The organism is Cellulosimicrobium sp. ES-005 (assembly GCF_040448685.1).
GTDB classification, from domain to species: Bacteria; Actinomycetota; Actinomycetes; order Actinomycetales; family Cellulomonadaceae; genus Cellulosimicrobium; species Cellulosimicrobium cellulans_G.
The window spans coordinates 1,874,578-1,897,424 of sequence record NZ_CP159290.1 but is presented as its reverse complement, the minus strand read 5'-3'; the positions used below and the strand labels follow the sequence as shown (position 1 = coordinate 1,897,424).

Below are 22,847 nucleotides of genomic sequence, written 5' to 3'. Positions count from 1 at the left end.
GCGCACCCGTCAGTACTGGTCCGGGATCGTGCCGACCCAGGCGAGGATGCCCGGGACGAAGATCAGCAGGGAGAGCAGGCCGATCACCGACAGAGCGATCGCGACCCAGCCGAGGATGATCCCCGCCGTCGCCATGCCGTCGTTGTCCGCCTGGCCCTCCGCGACCGCTCGCTTCGCGGCGTTGCCGACGATCACCGCCGGGATGCCCGTGAAGAATCCGCAGCTCAGGACGAACGAGGCGATCCCCAGCACCAGCGACCAGATCGCCAGGTTGTTCTTGGGGTAGTACGGCGGCGCCCCGTAGGCGCCCGCCGGGTACTGCTGTCCGGGGTACTGCTGCCCCGGGTACTGCGGCTGTGCTCCGTACGGGGCTCCCGCGGGGTCGCCCGTCGGGTGCTGCGGACCGCCGGGCGCCGACGAGCCGTACGGCGCCTGCGACCCGTCCTGCGGGCCTGCGGGGTCGTACGGGCCGGGGCCCGGCGGCTGCGTCATCGCGACTTCTTCTGGCCGTAGCCCATGTTGCGGAGCACGAGGCCGCCGACGAGCGCCACCGCCACGAGGCCCATGCCGACCCAGAAGAGCCAGACGCCGGACACCTGGGCCATGCCCGGGAGGAGGACACCGATCGCGGCCACGAGCGCGCCGACCATGATGCCGATCATGGTGAACCACGCGGCGACGGTGTGGCCGTGGTTCGTGGGCGGAGCCGCGGGCGGCAGGTAGGCGATCTCGGTCGTCTGCTGGTTCTCGGCCATGAGGGTCGTGCCTTTCGTCAAGATGTGGTCAGAGCCTATCGGACCGGGCCGGTGCCCGTCCCCCGCACGGTCCCCGGACGCGGCGACGGGAGCGGGCGTCCGCGCTGCTCAGCGGTCCGTGGGGTCCTCGCCGCGGGACAGCGCGTCCCACGCGTCGTGGTCGGAGAGGTCGTCGGGTGCGGGGCTCTCCGCGGCCTCCGCGGCGCCGCCCGGTCGCTGCTCCTCGGGCGCCGACGCCGAGGGCGCCGTGCCGGTCGGGGGCACCGGGCCGGACGCGCGCTCGTGCCGGGTCGAGGCTCCTGCCCACGACCGCGAGCCGACGGCGACCCACACCACCGCGAGCACGGTGAGGACGCCGAGTGCCGCGGCGAGCCAGGGCGCGGCGGTCAGCTCGACGGGCGCGGTGAGCTCCGTGACGCTGGTCGCGTCCGCGACGGCCGACCGGGCGCTGGGCTCCGGGTCGAGCGCGACGCCGAGCGCGGAGACGGCCGCGACGACCCCGCTCGCCGCGGCGACGGCGAGCACGACCCACCGGCCGACGCGGCCGACGAGCCCCAGCGCGAGCGCGGCGGCGACGAGCACGAGCGCCGACGCGCTCACCCCCGGCGCCGCCGACGTCCCGGCGACGGCGACCGCGACCTCCGGGTCGAGCGCCGTCGCGCCGGTCGTGCTCAGCCACGTGGGCACGGCCGTCGCGAGGGTCGCGCCGCCGAGCAGGAGCAGGACCCAGATCGCGGTGCGCCGGCTCGGCCCGGCCGGGCGGCTCACGCGAGCCCCCGCAGCCGCGCCGCGACCTGGACGGCCCGGACCGCGGCGGCGGCCTTGTTGCGCGACTCCGCGTACTCGAGCGCGGGCACCGAGTCCGCGACGATGCCGCCGCCCGCCTGGACGCTCGCGCGACCGTCGCGGATCAGCGCGGTCCGGATCGCGATGGCCATGTCCATGTTCCCGTCGAAGTCGAAGTACCCCGCGGTCCCACCGTAGATCCCGCGCGACGCCGGCTCGAGCTCGTCGATGAGGGCGATCGCGCGCGGCTTGGGCGCGCCGGAGAGCGTCCCGGCCGGGAACGTCGCCCGGAAGGCGTCCAGCGCGGTCGCGCCGTCGCGCAGCGTCCCGACGACCGTCGAGCACAGGTGCATGATGTGGCTGAACCGCTTGGTCGCCATGAACTCCACGACCTCGACGGACGTCGGCTCGCACACCTTGACGAGGTCGTTGCGCGACAGGTCCACGAGCATGATGTGCTCGGCGAGCTCCTTCGGGTCCTGCAGGAGCTCCTCGCCCAGCGCGACGTCCTCCTCGGGCGTCGCGCCGCGCGGCCGGGAGCCGGCGATCGGGAACGTCGTGACGCGCCCGTCCTCGACCTTCACGAGCGTCTCGGGGCTGGACCCGACGACCGCGAAGTCCCGCCCGTCCGCGTCCGTGAGCTGGAAGTAGTACATGTACGGGCTCGGGTTGATCGTCCGCAGCGCGCGGTAGACGTCGAGCGGGTCCGCCGGGCAGTCGAGGTCCAGGCGCTGGGACAGCACCACCTGGAACACCTCGCCCTCGCGGATCGCGTCCTTGCCCGCGACGACGGACGCCTCGAACTCCTCGCGCGTCGAGCGGAACTCGAGCGCGGGCTCGGCGGCGTCCGGGGCGAGGACCGACGCGACGTGCGCGCCTCCGGCCACGAGCCGGGCCTGCATCGCGTCCAGCCGCGCGACGGCGTCCGCGTAGGCCTCGTCGACGCGCTCGTCCGTGTCGTCGAAGTTGATCGCGTTGGCGACGAGCCACACGCTGCCCTCCGCGTGGTCGACGACCGCGAGGTCCGTCGCGAGGCACAGCGTGAGCTCGGGCACGCCGAGCTCGTCCGGCGCGTCCGCGGGCAGGGTCGGCTCCCAGTGCCGGATCACGTCCCAGCCGATCGCGCCCGCGAGGCCGCCCGTGAGCGGCGGCAGGCCCTCGACGGCGGGCGTCCGCAGCACGTCGAGCGTCGCCTCCAGCACCGCCACGACGTCGCCCTCGAGCGGGACGCCGGTCGGCACGTCACCGGACCAGACGGCCCGGCCCTCGCGCGCCGTGAGCGTCGCGCGGGACGCGACGCCGACGAACGAGTACCGGGCCCACCGCCCGTCCGACTCGGCGGACTCCAGGACGAACGTCCCCGGTCGGCCCTGCGCCAGCGTGCGGTACAGCCCGACGGGCGTGACGTCGTCGGCGAGGAGGCGCCGGACGACCGGGACCACCCGTCGCGACGTGGCCAGCGCGCGGAAGCCGTCGAGCACGGGCCACGTCGCGCCCCACGCGGGACCGCCCGCGGGGACGGTGGTGGTCTCGGCCGGGTCGACGGTCGCGCTCACTGGTTCTCCTCCTCAGGATCGGGGTCGGGCGTGGTCGAGGGGGCGACGGTGCCGGGCGGCAGGTCGCCGACGACGGCGCCGAGGTCTCCCCCGGCCTCGAAGCACGTGCGCGTGCCGGTGTGGCACGCGGCCCCGACCTGGTGGACGCGCACGAGCAGCGCGTCCCCGTCGCAGTCGAGGGCGACCGAGCGCACGACCTGCACGTGGCCCGACGTGTCGCCCTTGCGCCAGTACTCCTGGCGGGACCGGCTCCAGAACGTCACCCGCCCGGTCGTCAGCGTCCGGTGCAGCGCCTCGTCGTCCATCCAGCCGAGCATGAGCACGTCGCCCGTGTCGTGCTGCTGGACGATCGCGGCGACGAGGCCCGCGTCGTCGCGCTTGAGCCTCGCGGCGATCTCGGGGTCGAGCGCCGTGCGGGTCGGCGTGTCGGTCGTGGGTCCGGTCGTGGAGTCGGGCACCCGAGAATCCTGCCAGACGCCGGGCCGCCGCCGGTCCCCCGTCTCGCCCGGCCGGCGTGACGTGGGTCGCCCGGCGGCGGCGCGGGTCAGCGGGTCTGGGAGACCCAGGCGTCGTGCATGCGGGCGTACACGCCGCCCGCTCGGGCGAGGTCGTCGTGGTTGCCGACCTCGACGACGTGGCCCGCGTCCACCACGACCACGAGGTCCGCCGCCTCGGCGGTGGAGAGGCGGTGCGCGATGGTCAGCGTCGAGCGGCCGGCGGTGAGCGAGGCGAGGGCGCGGGCGATGCGGACCTCGGTCGCGGGGTCGACGGCGGACGTCGCCTCGTCGAGGACGAGCAGGTCGGCCTCGGCGAGGTAGGCGCGCACCAGGGCGACGAGCTGCCGCTCCCCGGCGGAGAGCGACTCGCCCCGCTGGCCGACCGGGGAGTCGAGCCCGTCGGGCAGGTCCGCGACCCAGTCGGTGAGCCCGAGCCGTTCGACGGCCGCCTCGATCCGGGCGCGGCGTGCGGCGTCGGGCTCCCGCTCGGCGTCGCCGCGCAGCCCGTAGGCGACGTTGTCGGCGAGCGTGCCGTCGAAGAGGAAGCCCTCCTGCGGCACGAGCACGACGCGCTCGCGCAGGGACTCGACGGCGAGGTCGCGCAGGTCGGTGCCGTCGAGCAGCACGCGCCCCGCGGTCGGGTCCATGAGCCGGGTGACGAGCTTGGCGATCGTCGTCTTGCCGGACCCGGTGGCCCCGACGACGGCGACCGAGGCCCGGGCCGGGAGATCGAGGTCGACGCCGTGCAGCACCTCGGGCCCGTCCGGGTAGGCGAACCGGACGCCCTCGAGCCGCACGTGGGCGGGCCCGCGCGGGCTGCGCTCGCCGTCGGCGCCCCGGTCGACGACCTCGACCGGCGTCTCCAGCACCGCGAGCACGCGGCGCCACCCGGCGACCGCGTTCTGGAGCTCGTTGAGGATCTCGGTCGCCATCTGCACCGGGCCCGTGAAGAGCTGGACGAGGAAGAGGAACGCGAGGAGCTGCCCGACCGAGACGTCGCCGGCCACGCCGAGGTACGAGCCGACCACGACGACCACGGCCAGCACGAGGTTCGCGACGAGCACGCCGCTCGAGAAGACGACGGCGACGAGCTTCTGCGCCCGGACCATCGCTCGCCGGGTCGCGTCCACGGCGGCGTCGATGCGGCGCGCGGTGCGCGCGCCCGCCCCGTACGCGCGGATCGTCTCGGCGCCCACGATCGACTCGGAGATGGCCCCGAGCATGCCGCCGACGCGCGCACGCACCTGCGTGTAGGCGTCGTTGACGCGGGCCTGCGCGGGGCGCAGGACCAGGAACAGCGGGACGAAGCACGCCCAGACGACGAGGGTGAGCTGCCACGAGTACACGGCCATGAGGACCGTCGCGACGCCGATCTGCAGCACCGAGACGAGCAGCATGATGCCGCCCCACTGCACGAACAGCGAGATGGTGTCGACGTCGCTCGTCACGCGCGAGACGAGCGAGCCGCGCCGTTCCGTGTTCTGCGTGAGGACGGACAGGTCGTGCACGTGCCGGAACGCGCGCACGCGCAGGCCGGCGAGCCCCGCCTCCGTCGACCGGAACAGCCGGACGTTGACGAAGGCCGAGCAGAGGCCCGCGAGGACGATGACGACCGCGGCGACGCCGACGAGCACGGCCACGCGCGTCGTGTCCGGACCGCCGTCGGCGAGCACGCCGGTGTCGACCGTCTGCTGGACGGTCACGGGGACCACGACGCGGCCCAGCGCGGCCGCGACCGCGAGGCCGAGCGTGACCCAGATGCCGTCGAGGATCTGCGGCGAGACCTGGACGCCGCGGCGCAGCGTGGCGAGGACGCCGAGCGAGCTCGCCGAGGCGATGCGGGCGTCGCCCGGGCGGCCCGGCGCGCCGTCGGGCGCGGATGCCGTGGCCGCGGTGTCGGAGCGCTCCGTGGTGGTCGACCGGCTCATTCCTCCAGCGCCCCCGTCTCGACGTGCTGCACGACGTCGTCCTCCTCGATCTCCTCCCGGCGCGCGAGGTCGCCCCCGCGTGTCTCCTCGCCGTCCTCGGCCGCCGTCCGCGCGGTGTCGTCGGTGGCGTCCGCGCGCTCCTGCTCGCGCCGCTCCGCCTCGCGGGCGTAGGCCGTCGCGAGCTCGCGGTAGCCCCGGTCGCGCGCGAGGAGCTCGTCGTGCGTCCCGACGTCGACCACGCGGCCGGACTCGACGTGCACGACGACGTCCGCGAGCGCGACGCTCGACATGCGGTAGGCCACCATGACGACGGTCGGGCGGTCGGCCCCCTCGCGGGCGAGGCCCGCGAGGATCTGCTGCTCGACCCGCGGGTCGACCGCGGACGTCGCGTCGTCGAGGACGAGCAGGCGCGGGCGACGCACGAGGGCGCGTGCGATGGCGAGCCGCTGGCGCTGGCCGCCGGACAGGTTCGCCCCGCGCTCCCCCAGCGGCGCGTCGAGGCCCTCCGGCAGTCGCGCGACGACGTCGTCGACGCGCGCCAGGCGCAGCGCCTCCCAGACCTGGTCGTCGTCCGGGCCCGCGTCGCCGTCGTCGGCGAGCGTGACGTTCGCCCGCACGGAGTCCTCGAAGACGAAGGCCTGCTGGGCCACGAGGGCGACCTGGGACGTCAGGTCGGCCTCGCGCACGTCCCGCACGTCCGTGGCGTCGAGCAGCACCCGGCCGCGCGTGGGGTCGGAGAGGCGGGCGAGCAGCGACACGAGCGTCGTCTTGCCCGCACCCGTCGGGCCGACGACCGCGACCGTCGTCCCGGGGTCGACCTCGAGGTCGATCCCGTCGAGCAGCGTGATCGCTCGGCCGCCCGCGCGGACGTCCACGCCGACGCCCTCGAGGCGGACGCCCAGCCCGGAGCCCCCGCCGGGGAGCCCGCCGGTCCCGGGTCGCAGCACGCCGCCCGCGTCGACGACGCGGCTGATGCGCTCGTACCCGACGAGGGCGCGCGGGAGCTCACCGAGCACCCACCCGAACGCCCGGACGGGGACGGCCATGATCGTGAGGAGGTAGGCGGCGGTGACGATGTCGCCCGCCGCGACGCCGCCCGAGGTGAGCCGGACGGTCCCGACGGCCAGGACGAGGAGCGTGCCGAGCGACGGCAGCAGCTCGATGACCGGGTCGAAGAACGCCCGGACGACGCCGACGCGCACGTTCGCGGCGCGCAGCTCGTCGGTGCGCTCGGCGAAGCGCCGCTCCTCGCGGTCCGCGGTCCCGAGCGACGTGACGAGCAGCGCCGCCTCGAAGCTCTCGTGCGCGACGTCCGAGACCTCGGCCCGGAGCTGCTGAGCGCGCGTGATCGCGGGCGACATGTAGCGCTGGAAGACGATGTTCACGGCGATCGCGAGCGGGATGACGATCAGTGCCGCGCACGCGAGCCACACGTCCACGCGGAACAGCATCACGGCGGCGACGCCGATCATGACGACGACACCGAGCGCGAACGGGAGCGGGTTGAACACGCCCGTCGCCGCCTCGACGTCGGAGTTCGCGTTGGACAGGAGCTGCCCGGCGGGGTGCGAGCGGTGCCACGACATGGGCAGGCGCAGGTACTGGCGCGTCACCGCGGTGCGGTGCCGCGCCTGGAGCGCGGCGTACCCGTTGCCCGCGAAGATGCGGCGCGCGGCCACGCTCGCCGCGAGGGAGACCGCGATGCCGGCGAGGACGAGGCCCGCGACCCAGATGCGGCCGCGCGCGGCCTCGTCGCCCGCGATCGCGGGGACGACGACCTCGTCGGTCGCGGTGCCGATCGCGCTGCTCACGGCGACGGTGAGCGCGCCGAAGAGCGCGGACGACCCGATCGCGAGGGCGTAGGTGCGCGGCTCGTCGCGGATGCCGCGGCCCATGAGAGCCAGCGACCGGCGCACCCGCGACCCGGTCAGGGCGTGCGGGCGCCGGACGCTCGGCTCGTCGGGGAGCAGGTCCCGGGGCGGGTCGGGCCGGTCCGTCGGGGCCGGCAGGTCGGTCGGGGCGGGCGGGGCGTCGGCGCCGGTGGGGCGCGTCCTGCTGCCGGGCACGGGACGGTCCTCGTCTTTCGTTCAGGGGTTGCACGATCTTCTCATGCGCCCCTGACACGCCCCGACGGAGCTCTGCCGACGGGCGACGACGGAGCCGGACCTCCGCCCTGCCCGAGGGTGGCTCAGCGCACCTCGACGCCCTGCGCGCGCATCGCGTCCTTGACCTGGGCGACCGTCAGGGCACCGAAGTGGAAGACGCTCGCGGCCAGCACCGCGTCGGCCCCGGCGCGCGCGGCGGCCACGAAGTGCTCGGGCGTCCCCGCCCCGCCGCTCGCGACGAGCGGGACCCGGACCTCGGAGCGCACCGCCGCGAGCATCTCGAGGTCGAAGCCCGCGGTCGTCCCGTCGGCGTCCATCGAGTTGAGGAGGATCTCGCCCGCCCCGAGCCCCGCAGCGCGCGCGGCCCACTCCACGGCGTCGATCCCGGTCCCCCGACGCCCGCCGTGGGTCGTGACCTCGTAGCCGGAGTCGGTGCGCACGTCGCCCGTCGTGCGCCGCGCGTCGACGGACAGGACCAGCACCTGGCTGCCGAAGCGGTCCGCGATCTCGGCGATGAGCTCCGGGCGGGCGATCGCGGCCGTGTTCACGCCGACCTTGTCCGCTCCCGCGCGCAGGAGGCGGTCCACGTCCTCCGCCGAGCGCACGCCGCCGCCGACGGTGAGCGGCACGAAGACCTGCTCCGCGGTGCGCCGCACGACGTCGTACGTCGTCTCGCGGTTCCCCGACGACGCCGAGACGTCGAGGAACGTCAGCTCGTCCGCGCCCTCGGCGTCGTACCGCGAGGCGAGCTCCACGGGGTCGCCCGCGTCGCGCAGGTTCTCGAAGTTGACGCCCTTGACGACGCGCCCCGCGTCGACGTCGAGGCACGGGATCACGCGGATCGCGACGGTCATGAGGACTCTCCTTGGTCGGCCGGCGCGTCGCCGGTCGTGTCGGTACCGGCGCCGTCGGTGCCGCCCTCGGCGGCTTCCTCGGCGGTCACCGGGAACTGGGCGTCGAGGATGTCCACGACGTAGACGAGCGTCTCGCCCGCGAGCGGGTTGGCCGTCTCGCCGTAGGCGAGGTCCGGCGGCACGACGAGCAGCACCTGGCTCCCCACGGACTGCTCCAGGAGGCCCTGCTCCCACCCCTCGATCACCTCGCCGATCCCGATCATGATCGACAGGGGCGCGGTGTCGTCGGTCCAGGTCGTGTCGAAGACCCCGCCGTCGGACCAGCGCACGCCCGTGTAGCGGACCGTGACGACCTGGCCGACCTCGACCTGGCGGCCGTCGCCGCGGATCAGCGGCTGCACGACGAGCCCGCCCGGCGCGGCCGAGTCGGGCGGGATCGCGACGCTCGGCGCGCCGTCCTCGGCGAGCGTGACGGTCGGCAGGCCCTCGACCGGCGCGACCGCCTCGCCCGACGCCCGGGTCGGGAGCACGTCCACGACCAGCGCGACGGGGACGCCGTCGTCCTCCTCGAGCCGCAGGAGGCGCGCGCCCACCCGCTGGCCGCGCAGCAGGTCGCGCAGGTCCCGCCCGACCGACTCGTCGGTCAGCGTGCGCCAGCGCGGCGCGTCGGTGTAGGTGTTCTGGAGCACCGTCCCGTCGCTGACGTCCTGCGCGTACAGGTTGAGCAGGAGCGGACCGCCGTCGACGAGCTCGGCGCCGGCGCCCGGCCACACCACCTCCGACGACGCCTCCGGCACGTCGAGCGGGGCGCGGTACTGCAGCTCCGGGGGCGCGCCGGAGGACCCGACGACCGTGAGGTCGGTGTTCAACGGGGTCGGCGTCGCGTCCTCGGGCTCCGTGCAGGCGGCGAGGGCGAGCGACGCGACGAGCGCCACGAGCAGTGCGAGCGCCCCCCGGGCTCCGGGCGCACGACGACGAGCGGACCGGAGGCCCGGCACGGGGCGCCCGGTCGGAGGAACCAGGTTCGTCACATCACGTCCCGCATCACATCGACTCGATGAGGCGCTCCACGCGCTCGTCGACGTTCCGGAACGGGTCCTTGCACAGGACCGTGCGCTGCGCCTGGTCGTTGAGCTTGAGGTGCACCCAGTCGACCGTGTAGTCCCGGCGTGCCTCCTGAGCGGCGCGTACGAAGTCGCCGCGCAGCTTGGCGCGCGTCGTCTGCGGCGGGACCGCCGTCGACTCGAAGACCTCGAGGTCCGTCGTGACGCGCTCGACCATCCCGCGCGCGGCCAGGAGGTTGTACAGCCCCTCGGTCCGCGAGATGTCGTGGTACGCGAGGTCCAGGCGCGCGATCCGCGGGTCGTCGAGCTCGAGCCCGTGCTTGGCCTGGTACCGCTGGATCAGCCGGTACTTGATGACCCAGTCGAGCTCGCGGTCGACCAGCGAGAGGTCGCCCGTCTCCAGGGCGCGCAGCCCTCGCTCCCACAGGTCGAGGACCTGCTTGACGACCGGCGTGGGCGAGACGTCCTGCTCGACGAACTCCTTCACCCGCTGCAGGTACTCGCCCTGCAGGTCGATCGCGGTGACGGTCCGTCCGCTCGCGAGCTGGACCGGCTGCTTGCCGGTCATGTCGTGGCTGATCTCGCGGATCGACCGGATCGGGTTCTCGAGCGCGAGGTCGCGCATGGGCACGCCCGCCTCGACCATGCGCAGGATGAGGTCGGTCGTGCCGACCTTGAGCATCGTCGTCGTCTCCGCCATAGACGAGTCGCCGACGATGACGTGCAGCCGCCGGTAGCTCTCGGCGTCGGCGTGCGGCTCGTCGCGCGTGTTGATGATCGGGCGGGACCGGGTCGTCGCGCTGGAGACCGCCTCCCAGATGTGGTCGGCGCGCTGCGACAGGCAGTACACCGCGCCGCGCGGCGTCGTGAGGACCTTGCCCGCGCCCGTGAGCACCTGGCGGGTGATGAGGAACGGGACGAGCACGTCCGACAGGCGCGAGAAGTCGCCCTGGCGCCGCACGAGGTAGTTCTCGTGGCACCCGTACGAGTTCCCCGCCGAGTCGGTGTTGTTCTTGAACAGGTGGATGCGGCCGGGCAGGCCCTCGTGCTCGAGGCGCTGCTGCGCGTCCGCGACGAGACCCTCCAGGATCCGCTCCCCGCCGCGGTCGTACGCGACGAGCTGGTGCACGTCGTCGCACTCCGCCGTCGCGTACTCGGGGTGCGAGCCGACGTCGAGGTACAGGCGCGACCCGTTGCGCAGGAAGACGTTCGACGACCGGCCCCACGCCACCACCTTGCGGAACAGGTAGCGCGCCACCTCGTCCGCCGACAGCCCGCGGCCGTCGTCGGACGCGCACGTCACGCCGTACTCCGTCTCCAGCCCGAAGATCCTGCGGTCCATGCGGTCCTACCCCTCGTCCGTCGCGGCACCGGTGTCGGTCGCGTCGTCCGCGAGCAGGTCCTCGAGGGCCTGCCCGGACAGCCGCCGGAAGGCGCGTCGCGGGCGCGTGCGGTCCAGGACGGCCACCTCGAGCTGGGCGGCCGGGATGGTCCGCACCTCCTCGCCGTCGCCGCCCGACCCGAGCGCGCGCACGGCGAGGCGCAGGACCTCGGCCAGCCCCAGACCCGGCTGCCACGCGTCCTGGAGCACGCGGCCGAGCTGGTCGGCCTGCCCGCCCATGACGACGACGCCCTGCTCGTCCGCGACCGACCCGTCGTAGGAGATCCGGTAGAGCTGGTCCTGCGCCGCGGTGCGGCCGACCTCCGCGACGACGAGCTCGACCTCGAGCGGCTTGGACTCCGTGGTGAACACCGTGCCCAGGGTCTGGGCGTAGGCGTTCGCGAGACCGCGGGCGTTGACGTCGGTGCGGTCGTACGAGTAGCCGCGCAGGTCCGCGTAGCGCACCCCCGCGACCCGCAGGTTCTCGAACTCGTTGTACTTGCCCACCGCGGCGAACGCGATGCGGTCGTAGATCTCCGAGATCTTGTGCAGCGCGCGCGACGGGTTCTCCGTGGCGAACGCGATCCCGTCCTCGTAGGCGAGGACCACGACGGACCGGCCGCGCGCGATGCCCTTGCGCGCGAAGTCCGCCCGGTCCTTCATGAGCTGCTCGGGCGAGACGTAGAAGGGCATGTTCACTCGGCGTCACCTCCCGACGCGGGGCCCTGCGACAGGTCGTCCGGCTGGTCGTGCGGGACGGACTCGGCGTTCGTCGCCGCGGGGCCGCGGCGCGGCACGCCCGTGCCCGACCGCTCGGCCACGATCTGCTCGACGACGGCGGCGAGCTCGTCGTCCGGGACGCGCTCGTAGCCGTCCCGGGTCACGACCGCGACGACGGGCCAGATCCGGCGCACCGGGTCGGGACCGCCCGTGGCGGAGTCGTCGTCCGCCGCGTCGTACAGGGCCTCGACCGCCACGCGCACGGACGCGTCCCGGTCGAGCTCGGTGCGCCAGAGCTTCTTCAGCGAGCTCCGCGCGAACACCGAACCGGAGCCCACCGAGTGGTAGGCGCGCTCCTCGTACCGGCCGCCGGTCACGTCGTAGGAGAAGATGCGGCCCGTGGCCCGGTCGAGGTCGAACCCGGCGAACAGCGGGACCACGGCGAGGCCCTGCATCGCGAGGCCGAGGTTCTGCCGGATCATCGTGGACAGCCGGTTCGCCTTGCCGTCCAGCGAGAGCAGGGTGCCCTCGATCTTCTCGTAGTGCTCGAGCTCGAGCTGGAACAGGCGCACGAGCTCGACCGCGATGCCCGCCGTCCCCGCGATCCCGACCGCCGAGAACTCGTCCGCGGGGAAGACCTTCTCGATCTCACGGTTCGCGATCATCGAACCCATCGTCGCGCGACGGTCGCCCGCCATCACGACGCCGCCCGCGACGCCCTCCGCGCCGAACGTGAGCGCCACGATCGTCGTCGCGTGCGGCGCGTCGGGCGCCGCGCCCCCGGACGCGTGCCCGGCGGCGCGACGCGACGGCAGCAGGTCGGGGGCGTGCCCGGACAGGAAGTCCAGGAAGGACGACGACCCGGGGGTCGTGAAGGCGTCGGGCAGACGCCCTGGCTGGTCCGTGCTCATCGGGTTGCCGTCACCCTTCCTACTCGCCGCCCTTCTGGACGAAGCCCCGGACGAAGGACTCCGCGTTCGTCTCCAGCACCTCGTCGATCTCCTCGAGGAGCGCGTCGACCTCCGCGTCGCGCGACTGCGCCTGCGGCGCGACCGGGACCTCGGGGCCCTCGGGCTCGTCGTCGGGACGCCGGTCCTCGTGCGACGCGTGGGTGCGTTCGGTACCCGCCATGGCTGCCTCCTCGTCCGTCGGCCCGGTGCCGCGCCGACGCTCTGTCCGTTCCAACCCGGTCGGGGCTCGCGCCCTTCCCGGCCCTGCTCGCACGCGGCGCCCGTTCCGCGAGGGGCGGGGCGCCGTCGTACGTCCAGCCTAGTCGCCGCCGCTCACGACGGGCCTGCCAGACCCGCCAGGAGCGCCGCCGCGTCCGGGCTCGCGTCGAGCAGCGCGCCGATGTGCGCGCGCGTCCCTCGCAGCGGGTCCATCATCGGGACCCGCTGGAGCGACGGTGCCCCCTGGACGTCGAAGATCACCGAGTCCCAGCTCGCGGCCGAGACCTGGTCGCCGTAGCGGGCCATCACCTCGCCGCGGAAGTACGCGCGCGTGTCCTCCGGGGCGTGGTGCACGGCGGCGCCGACCTCGCGCTCGGTGACGACCCGGTCGACCGCGCCCGCCGCGAGGAGCCGGTGGTAGATGCCGCGCTCCGGGCGCACGTCCGACCACTGGAGGTCCATCGCCGCGAGCCGCGGGTGGCCCCAGTCGATCCCGTCGCGTTCCCGCAGCCGGTCGAGGAGCCGCAGCTTGGCGACCCACTCGACGTCGCGCGCGCACGCGGCGCGGTCCGTCCTCAGGCGCTCGAGCACGGAGGCCCATCGCGCGAGCACGTCGCGCGTGGGCGCGTCGACGCCGTCGGTGCCGGCGAGCAGCTCCGCCGCCTGCGTCGCCACGTCGAGGTACTCGCGCTGGACCTCCAGCGCCGTCAGCTCGCGCCCGTCGGCGAGGGTGAGCCGACGCGTGAGGTCCAGGTCGCGGCTGACCCGCTGCACGTCGGCCACCGGGTCCGCCAGCCGCAGGCCCGCGAGCCGCGACCGCACCTGCGGCCCCAGCTCCTCCAGGTGCTCGACGACGAACAGCACGAGCGACGTCGTCCCCGTCTTGAGGTAGGTCGCGGTCTCGAGCATGTTCGCGTCGCCGATGATGAGGTGCAGCCGGCGCCAGCGCTGCCGGTCGGCGTGCGGCTCGTCGCGCGTGTTGACGATCGGGCGGCGCAGCGTCGTCTCCAGCCCGACCTCCGCCTCGACGTAGTCCGCGCGCTGGGAGATCTGGAACCCGTGCTCCTCGCCCGCGGGGCCGAGGCCGACGCGCCCCGAGCCGGCGAACACCTGCCGGGTCACGAGGAACGGCGTGAGCATCTCCACGAGCACCCCGAACGGGACGTCGCGGTCCACGAGGAAGTTCTCGTGCGTGCCGTAGCTCGCACCCTTGCCGTCGACGTTGTTCTTGTAGAGCACGACGGACCCGCCGGGCACCTGGTCCAGCTCGCGCGACGCCGCGAGCATGACGCGCTCCCCCGCCACGTCCCAGCACACGACGTCGTGCGGCACCGTGACCTCGGGCGAGGAGTACTCCGGGTGCGCGTGGTCGACGTACAGCCGGGCACCGTTCGTGAGGATGACGTTCGCGGCGCTCGGGTCGTCGTACTCCTCCGTCGTCGGCCGTGCGACCTCCTGGAGCGAGCCCTCGGCCGCCCCGCCCCCGGCGGGCTCCGCCACGGGCCCCGAGGGCGCGGGCCGGGTCGGGTCGTCGGTGAGCAGCGACGGGTGCGCCGACGCGCGCGGCACGTGGAACCCCCGTGCGTCCTGCAGCGGGTCCTCGTCGTCGTAGTCCCACCGGGCCCGGCCGCGGGCGCCGTCGCTCCGCGCGGCGAGCGCCCGGTAGGTCGTGACGACCTGGCTCGACAGGAGCATCGGGTTCGCCATCGGCTTCCCCGGCTGCAGGACGCCGTACTCGGTCTCGATCCCCATGACCCGTCGCACGCTCACGCGCTCACCCTATGTCGGTCCTCCGACGGCGCGCGGACCGTGTCCACCGACGACGGCCCCCTCCCACGCAGCGGCGAGACCCCGCCGGTGCGACGGCCCGCGCGAGCAGGTCGCCGACCCGACAGGGTCTGGGGGTGTCGGTCGGGCGGTCCTACAGGTACTGGCCGGTGTTGGTGACCGTGTCGATGGTGCGCGGGGAGCCGCCCTCGCCCTTCTTCTGGACGATCGTGCGGATGAAGACGATGCGCTCGCCCTTCTTGCCGCTGATGCGCGCCCAGTCGTCGGGGTTGGTCGTGTTGGGCAGGTCCTCGTTCTCCTTGAACTCGTCCACGCACGCGGCGAGCAGGTGGTCGACGCGGATGCCGCGCTGGCCCGTGGCGAGGAAGTCCTTGATCGCGGACTTCTTGGCCCGGTCGACGACGTTCTGGATCATCGCGCCCGAGTTGAAGTCCTTGAAGTAGAGGACCTCCTTGTCGCCGCTCGCGTAAGTGACCTCGAGGAACTGGTTCTCGTCCTCCTCGGAGTACATCCGCTCGACCACCGACCGGATCATCGCGTCGAGCGCCTCGCGCTGGTTGCCGCCGTGCTCGGCGAGGTCCGCGGCGTGGATCGGCAGGTCCTCGGTGAGGTACTTGGCGAAGATCTCCTTGGCGCCCTCGGCGTCCGGCCGCTCGATCTTGATCTTCACGTCGAGGCGACCGGGCCGCAGGATCGCGGGGTCGATCATGTCCTCGCGGTTCGACGCGCCGATGACGATGACGTTGTCGAGCCGCTCGACGCCGTCGATCTCGGCGAGGAGCTGGGGCACGATCGTCGTCTCGACGTCGGACGACAGACCGGTGCCGCGCGTGCGGAACAGCGACTCCATCTCGTCGAAGAACACGACGACCGGGGTGCCCTGGGACGCCTTCTCCCGGGCGCGGGCGAAGATCAGGCGGATGTGCCGCTCGGTCTCGCCCACGTACTTGTTGAGGAGCTCGGGACCCTTGACGTTGAGGAAGTAGCTGCGCGCCGCGCCCGACCCGGCCTCGACCTGCTCCCCTCGCGCCCGCGCGACGGTGTGCGCGAGCGAGTTCGCGACGGCCTTGGCGATGAGCGTCTTGCCGCACCCGGGCGGGCCGTACAGGAGGACGCCCTTGGGCGGGTGCAGCCCGTGCTCACGGAACAGGTCGGGGTGCGTGAACGGCAGCTCGACGGCGTCGCGGATCTGCTCGATCTGCGGGCCGAGGCCGCCGATGTCCTCGTACTCGATGTCCGGGACCTCCTCGAGGACGAGCTCCTCGACCTCGGACTTGGGGATCACCTCGAACACGAACCCGCTGCGCGTGTCGATGGTCAGCGAGTCGCCGACGCGGAGCGACGCGTGCGCGACCGAGCCCGCGAGGCGCACGACGCGCTCCTCGTCGGCGCGCCCCACGACGAGCACGCGGTCGGCGTCGAGGATCTCCTTGGCGGTGACGATCTCGCCCGTGCGCTCGTACCCGCCGGCCGCGACGACGGTCATCGCCTCGTTGAGCTTGACCTCCTGGCCGGGGCGCAGCCGCTCCACGTCGAGGCTCGGGCTCGCCCCGACGTGCATCTTGCGCCCGGCGGCGGACACGTCGACCGACCCGTCCGGGTGCGCGGCGAGGAACACCGCGTACGTGCCGGGGGGCTTGGCGAGGTCGTCGATCTGCCGCTTGAGGTCGAGGATCTGGTCGCGCGCGGCCCGGAGGGCCTCGGCGAGCCTCTCGTTCTTCGCGGACAGCAGCGCGAGCTCGCGCGCGCTGCTCTGCGGGGCCTCGTCGCTACGGCCGAATGTCTCGCTCATGGGGTGTCCCCTCTCGCCGGCGGCTCGCCCGACCGCGTGGTGGACGGCGGACGACGGACCCGCGGGAGGACCCGTGCCGACCACCGTCCGGCGGTCGGGTGACGACCTTAGGCACAATTCTCGCCCGAGCACACCGACGACACCCAGGGTGAGACGACCGGGTCCCGATCGTTACCGGACCGTCACGGCCCCGACACCTCGGCCGGGTGCTCGCCCGGCTCGGCGTCGTGGCCGGGGACCTGCTCCGCGCCGCTGGCCTCGGGCTGCTCCGGCCCCTGTCCGACGTCGCGACGCACGCGACGGATCTTCTTCTCCGACACCGGACGCTCACCGAGCTCCTCGGGCGACCACTGCTCGGCGTCGGTCGGGTAGGCGCCCTTGGCCGGGCGGCGCTTGCGCTCCGGCGGCGCGACGCCGTCGGCCAGACGGCGCGCGGTGAGCAGGAAGCCCGTGTGCCCGATCATCCGGTGCTGCGGGCGCACCGCGAGGCCCTCCAGGTGCCAGCCCCGCACCATGGACTCCCACGCGACCGGCTCGGCGTAGCGCCCGTCGGCGCGCAGGTCCTCCGCGAGGCGCGAGAGCTGGGTCGTCGTGGCGACGTAGCACACCAGCACGCCGCCGGGGACGAGCGCACGGGCGACGACGTCGAGGTTCTCCCACGGCGCGAGCATGTCGAGGACGACGCGGTCGACCGTGCCGTCCTCGGTGACGGTCGGCAGCACGTCGGCGAGGTCGCCCACGGAGAGCGTCCAGGCGGGGTGCGCGCCGCCGAAGAAGGTCTCGACGTTGCCGCGCGCGATGGCCGCGAAGTCCTCGCGACGCTCGATCGAGTGCAGCTCGCCCGCGTCGCCGACCGCACGCAGGAGCGACATCGTCAGCGCGCCCGATCCGACGCCCGCCTCGACGACGCGCGCGCCGGGGAAGATGTCCGCCATCGCGACGATCTGCCCCGCGTCCTTGGGGTAGACGACCGCGGCACCGCGCGGCATGGACAGCACGTAGTCCGCGAGCAGCGGGCGCAGCGCGAGGTACTCGATCTCGGCCGTGTTGCGGACGACGCTCCCCTCGGGCTGCCCGATGAGGTCGTCGTGCCGCAGGTAGCCCTTGTGCGTGTGGAACGTCGCGCCCGGCGCGAGGGTGATGGTGTGCAGGCGCCCGCGCGGGTCGGTGAGCTGGACCTTGTCCCCCACGCGCAGGGGACCGCGGCGCTCGTCGGCGCCCGTCGCGCCGGGGCGGTCCGGTGCGTCCGCCGCGGGCGCGGCGGTGTCCTCCGGTCCGGAGGGCGTCGTCTGGGGGCCGGGCGTGGCGGCGGGCTCGGAGGTCACGGGCGACCATCCTACGGGCCAGACGCGGTCAGCGACCGCGCTGCGCGTCCCGCAGCGCCGCCACGACCCGCGCGACCTCGAGCGCCCCGACGACGCGGCCGCCGTCGGTCACGACGACGACGGCGGCCTCGCGCCCGACGCGCGCCAGCGCGGCGAGCATGTCCTGGCCCTGGAGGTGCGCGTCGATCGTCGCCCCCGGGGGCAGCGGCACGGCGACGGCCCCCACGGGCGTGGTCTCGGCGGCGTCCGGCGGCACGGCGGCGGCGGCCGTGGGGTCTGCGTACCCCAAGGGCAGCCCCGCCCCGTCGACGAGCACCGCGAGGACGTGCGGCCCGCCCGCGAGCGCCACCGACCGCCCCACCGCCCCGACCGTCGCCGTGGAGGGCACGGCGACCGCGGGCCGTGCGAGGCCGCGCACGGAGAGCCCCGAGACCGCCTCGCGCGCACGTCCCGCGGCGATCGCCTGCCCGGCACCGCTCCAGAGGAACGCACCGATGAGCGCCGCCCACGCGACGGTCCAGAGGTCGGGCTGGCGGCCGAGCGTCAGCGGCCAGACGAGGGCCCACGCGACGACGCCGACGGCGACCGCGCGCCCGACCCAGCCCGCCGCGACCGTGCCGCGGGTGCGCGAGCCCGTCGCGGCCCACACGGCCGACTCGAGGATCTGCCCGCCGTCGAGCGGCAGCCCCGGCAGGAGGTTGAAGAACCCGACGAACGCGTTGGAGAACGCCCCGGCGTAGAGGAGCAGCGCGGGCACGGAGAACGTCGGCTGCGCCTGGAACGTCACCCAGAACACGACCGCGAGCGCCAGGTTGGTCAGCGGCCCGACCACGGAGATGAGGAAGCCGTCGAGCGGGCGGGCGGACGTCCCCGAGTACGCGGTGTGCCCGCCCCACAGCGTGACGGCGAGCTCGGTGACGTGCTGCCCGCGGGCCCGCGCGACGAGCGCGTGCGCCACCTCGTGCAGGAACACGGAGGCGAACAGCAGGAGCACGAACGCGAACGACACGAGGTACACCTCGTTGCCCAGGTGCGGCGCGAGCCGGCGCACCGTGGGGACGAACAGCAGGGTGAGGATCGCGGCGGCGAGGAACCACGACGGCGTGAGGATGACCGGTGCGCCGACGATGCGGCCGATGACCCAGCCCTTCGTGCGCGGGCCGACCGGTGCGGGCGTGCGGGGGGCGCTGGGCTGGGGTCCGTCCACCCGGAGAGCCTATGCGTTCCGCGCGCCGACCCGGACGTCGGGCGAGCGGCGGGTGCGATGATCGGGCCGTGCACGCTCACGACGACGACCAGGTCGAGGTCCCGCTGACCGGAGGGAACGTCAACGCCGTGGTGCGCGTCGGCGACACCGTGCGGCGGACGGCCGGTCCGTGGACGCCGACGGTCCACGCGCTCCTCGCCTGGGTCCGCGCCCAGGGGGTCTCCGTGGCCCCCGCGCCGCTCGGCCGCGACGCGGCCGGGCGCGAGGTGCTGACCTGGACCGAGGGCGAGGTCGGCGGCTGGCCGCTCCCGGACTGGCTCTGGGACCGCGCGACGCTCCGCCAGTCGGGCGCGATGCTGCGGGCGTGGCACGACGCGACCGTCGGCTTCGCGCTCGCCGGGGCGGTGTGGCGCTCACCCGTGCGCGAGCCGGCGGAGGTCGTGTGCCTCAACGACGCCGCGCCGTACAACATGGTCCGCGCGGGCGGCGCCCTCGTCGGGTTCATCGACGTCGACATGGCGTCGCCAGGGCCCCGGGTCTGGGACGTCGCCTATCTCGCCTACCGGTTGTGCGGCTGGTGCGAGGACATGCCGGCCCCGCCCGGGCTCGCGCCCGAGGAGCGGCTCGCCGAGCTGCTCGTCGGCTACGGCCACGACCGCGCGCCTCGTCCCGACGACGTGCTGTCGACGATGCACGACCGTCTCCTCGACCTCGCCGGCTGGACGGACGCGCACGCCCGGGACACCGCTCGGCCGGACCTCCACGACCACGCGGCGCTGTACCGCCGGGACGCGGCACGCCTCGCGCGAGGCTAGGCGGCGTCGTCGTCCATGAGGTCGACGACCTCGCCGGAGACGAGCCGGGCGAGCAGGCCGAGGTCGACGAGCTCGAGCGACGGCGTCCGGCTCAGGCCGGGCGCGGGCAGGACGGGGACCACGGCTTCCACGCCGAGCGTCGCCGCGCCGGCCGCGCGGGCCGAGGCGATGCCGGCAGGCGAGTCCTCGATCGCGACGCAGCGCGCGACGTCGACGCCGAGGCGCTCGGCCGCGAGCAGGTACGGCTCGGGGTCGGGCTTGCCGCGCTCGACCTCGTCCCCGCACACGAGCACCTGGAACGCGTCGTCCGGCGCGAGCTCCGCGACGGGCGCGGCGAGCTCGCGGTAGGACATCGTGACGAGCGCGCACGGCACGCCGGCCTCGCGCAGCGCCGTGAGCAGCTCGCGCGCGCCGGGCTGCCACGGGACCTCGGCCCGCACCTGCTCGATGACCCGGCCCAGGAGGAACGCGACGATCTCGTCGACCGGCAGGTCGACGCCCCCGCGGTCCCGGATGATCCGCGCGGACTCGCGCAGCGGGTTCCCCACGAGCGACATGGCGTCCTCGTGCGTCCACGTGCCCCCGCGCGCCTCGACGAGCTCGTGCTCCGCCGCGATCCAGTACGGCTCGGTGTCGACGAGCGTCCCGTCCATGTCCCACAGGACGGCCTGCGGCAGGACGGGATCGGTGGACGGGCGCGGGGACGTCACGGCATGGCTCCAAGGACGAGGGGTGGGGGTCCGGGCGGGGCACGACGCTGTGCACCCGGTCCCTCCACCCTACGTGCGGCTACGCCACGCGCGAACCCGCTCCGCCGTCGTCGGGCCCGGCCGCATAGGCTGGGGCGATGACCGAGAACGCGACCGAGGGCACCCGGCAGACCGTGATGATCGCGGCGTTCGAGGGCTGGAACGACGCGGGGAGCGCCGCCACGGCCGCGCTCCAGCACCTGCACGAGGTGTGGGGCGCCGAGGACGTCGACGAGCTCGACCCGGAGGAGTACCACGACTTCCAGGTGAACCGCCCCGTCGTGACGACCGACGACGACGGGCTCCGGGAGATCACGTGGCCGACGACGACGATCGCGTCCGCGACCCTGTCGCCCGGCGGGCGACGGGTCGTGCTCGTGCACGGCATCGAGCCGTCCATGCGGTGGCGCCGGTACTGCCGCGAGCTGCTCGACATCGCGGAGGAGCACGACGTGCGCACGGTCGTCACGCTCGGCGCGCTGCTCGCCGACGTCCCGCACACGCGGCCCATCCCCATGACGGCGACGTCGGAGAGCGTCGGGCTCCAGGCGGTGCTCGACGTCGAGCCGAGCACGTACGAGGGGCCGACGGGCATCGTCGGGGTGCTCCAGCACGCCGCCGCCGAGCGGGGCCTGCAGTCGGTGTCGCTGTGGGCGGCCGTTCCGCACTACGTGGCGCACCCGCCGTCGCCCAAGGCGACGCTCGCGATCCTCGCGCGCATCGAGGAGCTCCTCTCGGAGCCGATCCCCCTCGGGGACCTGCCCGAGGACGCCGAGGCCTGGCAGCACGGCGTCGACGAGCTCGCCGCGGAGGACGCCGAGATCGCGGAGTACGTCCAGCAGCTCGAGGAGGCGAAGGACACCGCTGAGCTGCCCGAGGCGAGCGGCGAGGCGATCGCGCGCGAGTTCGAGCGCTACCTGCGCCGTCGCGACCGCGGCAACCCGGGCAAGGGACCGACGGTCTGACGCCTCCCCGCCGCCGCGGGCGTGCGGCGGCGCGTCAGAGGCGCACGCCGAGCAGCGCGTTGACCGCGCGGGCGACCACGCCGGGCGCGCCCTCGTCGTCGCCGGACGTGTCGCGCCCGGGACGCAGCGACTCCGCGGCCCACGCGTCGACGGCCGCGAGCGCCGCGGGCGCGTCCAGGTCGTCGGCGAGCGCGGCGCGCACGGCGGCGAGCGTCGCGGTGGCGTCGGGACCGCCGTTGCCGGAGACGGCGTCGCGCCACGTCTCCAGGCGGCGCACCCCCGCGGGCAGGTCGTCGTCGGTCCACTCCCACTCACCGCGGTAGTGGTGCGCGAGCAGCGCGAGGCGGATCGCCATGGGGTCGACGCCCGTGGCCCGCAGCTTCGAGACGAGCACGAGGTTGCCGCGCGACTTGCTCATCTTCTCGCCCTCGTACGCGACGAGGCCGGCGTGGACGTGGGCGCGGGGCGCGCCACCGCCCGAGAGCATGCGGTCGTGCGAGGACGACATCTCGTGGTGCGGGAACAGCAGGTCCGCTCCCCCGCCCTGCACGTCGAACGGCAGGCCGAGGCCGTCGCGCGAGATGACGGCGCACTCGACGTGCCAGCCGGGCCGCCCGGTGCCGAGCGCGCCACCGTCCCACGCGGGCTCGCCCGGGCGCTCGCGGCGCCACAGGAGCGGGTCGAGCGCGTCCTTCTTGCCCTCGCGGTCGGGGTCGCCCCCGCGCTCGGCGAAGAGGTGCTGCATGACGTCGCGCGCGAGGCGCGAGACGGAGCCGAACGCGGGGTCGGCCGAGAGGTCGGCGTAGACGTCACCGAGGCCCGGGTCGGTCCCGCCCGCCCCGGGCTCGACCGGCACGCGGTAGGCGAGCCCGGCGTCGAGGAGCTGCGTGACCGCCTCGACGACGGCGGGGATCGTCTCGACCGCGCCCTCGTAGACGTCCGGCGGGACGACGCCGAGCGCCGTCATGTCCTCGGCGAAGAGCGCCGTCTGGTCGACGGCGAGCGCGCGCCAGTCGACGCCCGTCGCGGCGGCGCGCTCGAGGAGCGGGTCGTCGACGTCGGTGACGTTCGACGCGTACCGCACGCGCTGGCCGGCGTCCGTCCACGCCCGCACGAGCAGGTCGAACGCGACGTAGGTGGCCGCGTGGCCGATGTGGGTCGCGTCGTACGGCGTGATGCCGCACACGTACAGGGTCGCGTCCTCGCCCGAGGCCGCGACGACGAGCTCGCGGGTCGTCGAGTCGTGCACCCGGACCGGGAGGCCTCGTCCGGGGAGCTCGGGGATCTGCGGGGCGGGCCAGCTGTGCACGCGTCAACCTTAGCCGTCGGGACGTCGGCGCCGGACCGTCGTCCGGAAGGCGGGCGCCGCGCGCACGGGACACGGACGGCAC

General features: G+C 74.6%; 21 protein-coding genes. 2 read left to right on the top strand and 19 right to left on the bottom strand.

What is annotated here, in order from left to right; genetic code table 11:
- Nucleotides 1–9 precede the first annotated feature (9 nt).
- From ABRQ22_RS08250 to ABRQ22_RS08170, 17 genes are all read right to left on the bottom strand, one after another.
- Nucleotides 10–492 carry a DUF4190 domain-containing protein gene (locus ABRQ22_RS08250; protein WP_353709190.1) on the bottom strand — a complete coding sequence of 161 codons (483 nt, stop codon included), beginning with the start codon at nt 490–492 and terminating at the stop codon, nt 10–12.
- Complete coding sequence (locus tag ABRQ22_RS08245; protein WP_353709189.1) at nt 489–755, bottom strand: HGxxPAAW family protein; 267 nt, start codon at nt 753–755, stop codon at nt 489–491. Before ABRQ22_RS08245 ends, ABRQ22_RS08250 begins: the two co-directional genes overlap by 4 nt.
- A 108-nt stretch (nt 756–863) precedes the next feature.
- Nucleotides 864–1,523 carry a Trp biosynthesis-associated membrane protein gene (locus ABRQ22_RS08240; RefSeq protein ID WP_353709188.1) on the bottom strand — a complete coding sequence of 220 codons (660 nt, stop codon included), beginning with the start codon at nt 1,521–1,523 and terminating at the stop codon, nt 864–866.
- On the bottom strand, nt 1,520–3,097 hold the full coding sequence (locus ABRQ22_RS08235; RefSeq protein ID WP_253049720.1) for an anthranilate synthase component I: 1,578 nt from the start codon (nt 3,095–3,097) through the stop codon (nt 1,520–1,522). Before ABRQ22_RS08235 ends, ABRQ22_RS08240 begins: the two co-directional genes overlap by 4 nt.
- The gene (hisI, locus tag ABRQ22_RS08230) at nt 3,094–3,555 is read right to left on the bottom strand and encodes a phosphoribosyl-AMP cyclohydrolase (protein WP_253049722.1); all 462 of its coding nucleotides are present in this window, start codon (nt 3,553–3,555) and stop codon (nt 3,094–3,096) included. The genes ABRQ22_RS08235 and hisI overlap by 4 nt, the downstream gene beginning before the upstream one ends.
- A gap of 86 nt (nt 3,556–3,641) precedes the next feature.
- Nucleotides 3,642–5,522, bottom strand: a complete 1,881-nt coding sequence (locus tag ABRQ22_RS08225) for an ABC transporter ATP-binding protein (RefSeq protein WP_353709187.1) — start codon at nt 5,520–5,522, stop codon at nt 3,642–3,644.
- Nucleotides 5,519–7,417, bottom strand: coding sequence for an ABC transporter ATP-binding protein (locus tag ABRQ22_RS08220; protein ID WP_353709523.1), 1,899 nt, complete (start codon nt 7,415–7,417; stop codon nt 5,519–5,521). Before ABRQ22_RS08220 ends, ABRQ22_RS08225 begins: the two co-directional genes overlap by 4 nt.
- Before the next feature lie 293 nt (nt 7,418–7,710).
- Entirely contained in the window at nt 7,711–8,481 is a 771-nt protein-coding gene (hisF, locus tag ABRQ22_RS08215; protein WP_253049726.1) for an imidazole glycerol phosphate synthase subunit HisF, read from the bottom strand.
- Nucleotides 8,478–9,416 (bottom strand): FKBP-type peptidyl-prolyl cis-trans isomerase, encoded by a 939-nt coding sequence (locus ABRQ22_RS08210; RefSeq protein WP_353709186.1) that lies wholly within the window; start codon nt 9,414–9,416, stop codon nt 8,478–8,480. The genes hisF and ABRQ22_RS08210 overlap by 4 nt, the downstream gene beginning before the upstream one ends.
- A 109-nt stretch (nt 9,417–9,525) precedes the next feature.
- Complete coding sequence (gene pafA / locus ABRQ22_RS08205) at nt 9,526–10,887, bottom strand: Pup--protein ligase (RefSeq protein ID WP_253049730.1); 1,362 nt, start codon at nt 10,885–10,887, stop codon at nt 9,526–9,528.
- Nucleotides 10,888–10,893: 6 nt separating this feature from the next.
- Nucleotides 10,894–11,625 carry a proteasome subunit alpha gene (gene prcA, locus ABRQ22_RS08200; RefSeq protein WP_253049732.1) on the bottom strand — a complete coding sequence of 244 codons (732 nt, stop codon included), beginning with the start codon at nt 11,623–11,625 and terminating at the stop codon, nt 10,894–10,896.
- Nucleotides 11,622–12,557, bottom strand: a complete 936-nt coding sequence (prcB, locus tag ABRQ22_RS08195; RefSeq protein ID WP_353709185.1) for a proteasome subunit beta — start codon at nt 12,555–12,557, stop codon at nt 11,622–11,624. Before prcB ends, prcA begins: the two co-directional genes overlap by 4 nt.
- A gap of 19 nt (nt 12,558–12,576) precedes the next feature.
- Nucleotides 12,577–12,777 carry a ubiquitin-like protein Pup gene (locus ABRQ22_RS08190; RefSeq protein WP_047232853.1) on the bottom strand — a complete coding sequence of 67 codons (201 nt, stop codon included), beginning with the start codon at nt 12,775–12,777 and terminating at the stop codon, nt 12,577–12,579.
- A 152-nt stretch (nt 12,778–12,929) separates the two neighbouring features.
- On the bottom strand, nt 12,930–14,567 hold the full coding sequence (gene dop / locus ABRQ22_RS08185; RefSeq protein ID WP_353709522.1) for a depupylase/deamidase Dop: 1,638 nt from the start codon (nt 14,565–14,567) through the stop codon (nt 12,930–12,932).
- Nucleotides 14,568–14,736: 169 nt separating this feature from the next.
- Nucleotides 14,737–16,395: a proteasome ATPase gene (gene arc / locus ABRQ22_RS08180; protein ID WP_253049738.1), complete on the bottom strand. Its 1,659-nt coding sequence runs from the start codon at nt 16,393–16,395 to the stop codon at nt 14,737–14,739.
- A gap of 182 nt (nt 16,396–16,577) precedes the next feature.
- Nucleotides 16,578–17,591, bottom strand: a complete 1,014-nt coding sequence (locus ABRQ22_RS08175; protein WP_353709521.1) for a tRNA (adenine-N1)-methyltransferase — start codon at nt 17,589–17,591, stop codon at nt 16,578–16,580.
- Between the two features lie 157 nt (nt 17,592–17,748).
- Nucleotides 17,749–18,927: a site-2 protease family protein gene (locus tag ABRQ22_RS08170; RefSeq protein WP_353709184.1), complete on the bottom strand. Its 1,179-nt coding sequence runs from the start codon at nt 18,925–18,927 to the stop codon at nt 17,749–17,751.
- A 68-nt stretch (nt 18,928–18,995) separates the two neighbouring features.
- Between ABRQ22_RS08170 and ABRQ22_RS08165 the strand changes: the two genes are divergently transcribed.
- Nucleotides 18,996–19,742 carry a phosphotransferase gene (locus ABRQ22_RS08165; protein ID WP_353709183.1) on the top strand — a complete coding sequence of 249 codons (747 nt, stop codon included), beginning with the start codon at nt 18,996–18,998 and terminating at the stop codon, nt 19,740–19,742.
- On the opposite strand, the gene ABRQ22_RS08160 is transcribed toward ABRQ22_RS08165, so the two are convergent.
- Nucleotides 19,739–20,452, bottom strand: a complete 714-nt coding sequence (locus tag ABRQ22_RS08160) for an HAD family phosphatase (protein ID WP_353709182.1) — start codon at nt 20,450–20,452, stop codon at nt 19,739–19,741. The genes ABRQ22_RS08165 and ABRQ22_RS08160 overlap by 4 nt on opposite strands.
- A 137-nt stretch (nt 20,453–20,589) precedes the next feature.
- Here ABRQ22_RS08160 and ABRQ22_RS08155 point away from each other — a divergent pair, with 137 nt between their 5' ends.
- Nucleotides 20,590–21,456 carry a PAC2 family protein gene (locus ABRQ22_RS08155; protein WP_253049744.1) on the top strand — a complete coding sequence of 289 codons (867 nt, stop codon included), beginning with the start codon at nt 20,590–20,592 and terminating at the stop codon, nt 21,454–21,456.
- 34 nt (nt 21,457–21,490) lie between these two features.
- Here the strand turns inward: ABRQ22_RS08155 and mshC are convergent, their stop codons facing one another.
- Nucleotides 21,491–22,765 carry a cysteine--1-D-myo-inosityl 2-amino-2-deoxy-alpha-D-glucopyranoside ligase gene (mshC, locus tag ABRQ22_RS08150; RefSeq protein WP_353709181.1) on the bottom strand — a complete coding sequence of 425 codons (1,275 nt, stop codon included), beginning with the start codon at nt 22,763–22,765 and terminating at the stop codon, nt 21,491–21,493.
- Between the last annotated feature and the right edge of the window lie 82 nt (nt 22,766–22,847).